Origin of the sequence: Micromonospora sp. DT227, from assembly GCF_049841835.1 — a bacterium.
GTDB lineage: Bacteria > Actinomycetota > Actinomycetes > Mycobacteriales > Micromonosporaceae > Micromonospora.
On the sequence record NZ_JBNCLA010000032.1, the window covers coordinates 1 to 4,106 of the forward strand.

The window sequence follows — 4,106 nt, forward strand, 5'->3', positions numbered from 1 at the left end:
AGACCAGCCAGCAACACCATGTACACCGTCGTACCGGTCTCCCGGGCCAGCCGGACGAGGCCCGCGTGCACGTCGGCCGGGATGCGCAGCTTCAGGAGGTCGCCACGGTAGGAGGCGGCGGCCGGGCGGGTGCGTACGGCCGGGATGTTGATCTGGTCGGGCAACCCGGTGAGCGCGGTCAGCCAGTATGCCGTCTGGCTGCCGAACAGGCTGTGCGGGTCGTCCTTGGCGCCGAGCAGTTCCTCCTGCCAGAGCGTGTAGTCGGCGTACTGCACCGGCAGGGGAGTCCAGTGCGGTGGCCGGCCGCCGTGCCGGGCGGCGTAGGCGGTGACGATGTCGCGCGACAGGGGCGCCATCGACCAGCCGTCGCCCGCGACGTGGTGCAGCACGAGCAGCAGCACGTGCTCGTCGGGGCCGAGCCGGAGCAGGCTGGCCCGCAGCGGCAGGTCGGTGGCGAGGTCGAAGGCGAACCGGGCGGCCGCCGCGAGCAGTTCCGTCATCTGCTCCGGCGTCACGTCGGCCTCGTCGAACTCGACCCGGGCCTGCTCGGTCGGCACGATGCGTTGCCACGGCCGGCCGTCGACTTCGGGGTACACGGTGCGCAGCGCTTCGTGGCGGGCGACCACGTCGTGCAGGGCCTGGCGGAGCGCCGCGGGGTCGAGGGCGCCGGTGAGGCGGAACGAGATGAGCATGTTGTAGGTCGGGCTGGGGCCCTCCAGCCGGTGCAGGAACCACAGCCGGCGCTGGGCGGAGCTGAGCGGTAGCAGCTCCGGCCGGCTCGTCGCCGGGCGTACCGGTGGTCGGTGTGCTCTGCCCGGGTCGAGGCGGGCGGCGAGACCGGCCACGGTGGGCGTCTCGAACAGCGCGCGGATCGGCACGTCCGCGCTCATCGTGGTGCGGATGCGGCTGATCAGCCGGGTCGCGAGCAGCGAATGGCCGCCGAGGTCGAAGAAGTTGTCGTCGACGCCGACCGCGTCGACGCCCAGCGCCTCGGCGAACAGGTCGGCGATCATCTGCTCGCGCGGGTTGCGGGCGGCGCGCCCGGGTGTGTGCACGGGAGCGGGCAGGGCGGCGCGATCGAGCTTGCCGTTCGGCGTGACGGGCAACGCGTCCAGCAGCACGACCGTGGTGGGGACCAGGTAGTCGGGCAGCCGGTCACGCAGCCAGTCGACCAGCTCGCCGGGCGTACCGGTCCAACCCGGGGCGGGCACGGCGTAGCCGACGAGACGTACCACCGCGGGCTGGTCCGTGCGGGCGATCACGGTCGCGCGAACCAGACCGGGATGGCGGGCCAGCACGGCGGCGGCTTCACCGGGCTCGACCCGGAACCCGCGGATCTTCACCTGGTCGTCGGTGCGGCCCAGGAACTCGAGCTGACCGTCCGGGCGCCAGCGGGCACGGTCACCGCTGCGGTAGAGCCGGGAGCCGTTCGGGCCCGCGACGAACCTCTCTGCGGTCAGGCCCGGACGGCCCAGGTACCCGCGGGCGAGTCCGGGACCGCCGATGTAGAGGTCACCGGCGACGCCCACCGGCACGGGATTGAGCCAGGCGTCGAGCACCAGCAGCCGGGCACCGGCTACGGGCTGGCCGATCGGTGCGCGTACCGGCCAGCCGCCGGCCGGGCCGGTCAGCGGCGTGCCGGTGACGACGTGGGTCTCGGCCGGGCCGTAGTGGTTGTGCAGCCCGATGTGTGGGCGGGTGGCGAAGAAGCGGCGCAGTTGCTCCCCGACCACCAGGGCCTCGCCGGCCTGTGCGATCACGTGCAGGTCCGGGAGCCGGTGGTCGCCCTCGGCGGCGGCCTCCGCGATCTCGGCCAGCACCGGCTGCGGCGCGAACAGCTCGGTGGCCGCGTTGCCCTGGAGCCAGCCGGCCAGCAACTCGCCGCTGCGGCGGGTGTCGTCATCCGGGACGAGCAGCGTCCGACCGGTGGTGAGGGCGCCGAAGATCTCCTGGGCGGCGACGTCGAAGCCGACCGAGGTGAACTGCACGGTGCGGGTCCCCGGCCCGCCCGGCAGTTCCTCCCGTTGCCACGCCAGCAGGTTGGCCAGCGCGCCGGACGGCATGACCACCGCCTTCGGGGCGCCGGTCGAGCCGGACGTGTAGACGACGTACGCCGGATTGTCGGGCCGGACCACGGGCCTGGCGAGAGTGTGGCCGGCCGACCACGACTCCGGACCGATGACCGGTGTGCCGTGTCGGGCGAGATCGGCATCGGTGGTGAGCAGCAGCGCGGGGCGGGTGTCGGCAAGCATGAACCCGATCCGCTCCGCCGGGTGGCCGAGGTCGATCGGCAGGTAGGCGGCGCCGGCGCGGAGCACGGCGACGAGGGCCACGTAGAGGTCGAGGCAGCGGGGCAGCGCGACGGCGACGATCGACTCCGCGGCGACCCCGTGGTGGGCCAGGGTGGCGGCGAGGTCGTCGGCGCGGCCGAGCAGTTCGGCGTAGGTCAGGCTGCCGTCGGGCGCTTCGACGGCGACGTTCTCCGGGGTCGCGGCGGCCTGCGCGGCGATCTGGTCGGCGATCGGCGTGGCTGTTGGGGAGGACGCCGCGTCGGTGCCCCAGCGGTCCAGTTCACCGCGTTCGTCGGCGGTCAGCACGTCGATGTCGTTCAGCCGGCGGCCGGGGTCGGCGACGGCCTGGGCGAGCAGCCGCCGCCACCGGCCGACCAGAGCCTCGACGGTCGCCGCGTCGAACCGGTCGGTGGCGTATTCGACGATGCCGCGCAGGCCGCCGGCCCGGCCGGCGTCGTAACGCTCCAGCAGGCTGAAGAACAGGTCGAACCGGGCCGTGCCGGTGGTGACGGGCCCCAGTTCCACGTGGAGATCGGCGAGGTCGAAGGCGGCGTCCGGCGTGTTCTGCAACGCCAGCATGACCTGGAACAGGGGATGGTGGGCCAGGGACCGGGCCGGGTTGAGCACCTCGACGAGATGCTCGAACGGGACGTCGTCGTGGGCGTAGGCGTCGAGCGCGACGTCGCGGACCCGGGCGACGAGGTCGGCGAAGGTCGGGTTCCCGGTCAGGTCGACGCGCATCACCAGCGTGTTGACGAAGAAGCCGACCAGGTCGTCGAGCTTCTCGTCGGTGCGCCCGGCGACCGGCGTGCCGATCGGGACGTCCGTGCCGGTGCCGAGCCGGGCCAGGGTGGCCGCGAGCCCGGCGAGCAGCACCATGAAGACGGTGGCCCCTCCGGCGCGGGCGGTCGCGAGGATGCCGGCGTGCAGGTCGGCGTCCAGCACCAGGTCGAGCATCGCGCCCCGATGGGTGGCGGTCGCCGGGTCCGACCGGTCGGCCGGCAGCGCGATCCGCTCCGGCAGGCCGGCCAGCGTGTCCTGCCAGAAGCGGGTCTGGGCGGTGAGCCGCGACGCCGGGTCGCCGACGCCGCCGAGCAGTTCGCGCTGCCAGCCGACGTAGTCGGCGTACCGCACGGGCAGCGGCTCCCACCGCGGCGCCTCGCCGGTGCGGCGGGCGGCGTACGCGGTGACGAGGTCGCGTGACAGGGGGGCCAGGGACCAGCCGTCTGCCGCGATGTGGTGCATCAGCAGCAGCAGGACGTGTTCGCTCGGGCCGAGGCGGAACAGGATGGCGCGCAGCGGCAGGTCGGTCGCCAGGTCGAACGGCACGCGCGCGGCCTCGAGCAGGGCCGTCGGCAGATCGACCACGCCGACCGTGATGACGGGCAGGTCGACCGGAGTATCGGCGGGCAGCAGGCGCTGCGCCGGCTGGCCGTCCCGGTCCGGATAGACCGTGCGCAGGGGCTCGTGGCGGCCGACGACGTCACCGAGGGCGGCGGCCAGCGCCGGCACGTCGAGGTCACCGTCGAAGGTCAGGCGCAAACCGATGGTGTACGTCGGGCTGGGACCGTCGATGCGGTCGAGCAGCAGAAGACGTTGTTGCCCGGCGGACAGGGCGGCCGGGTCGTCGTCCGGCCGGTGGCGCAACCGTGGCCGCTCAGCCGGCGTGGCGGCGAGCCGGGTGGCGAGTGCGGCGGGCGTCGGGGACTCGAACAGCGTGCGGATCGGCACGTCGCCACCGAGTGTGCTGCGGATGCGGCTGATGAGGCGGGTGGCGAGGAGGGAGTGTCCGCCGTGGTCGAAGAAGTTGTCGGT

1 protein-coding gene is annotated in these 4,106 nt (G+C 73.8%); it reads right to left on the reverse strand.

Annotated elements, in window-relative coordinates; all coding sequences use genetic code 11:
* The coding region (locus ACLQ2W_RS33715) for an amino acid adenylation domain-containing protein (RefSeq protein WP_425791916.1) at nt 1–4,106 on the reverse strand (4,106 nt) is incomplete at both ends.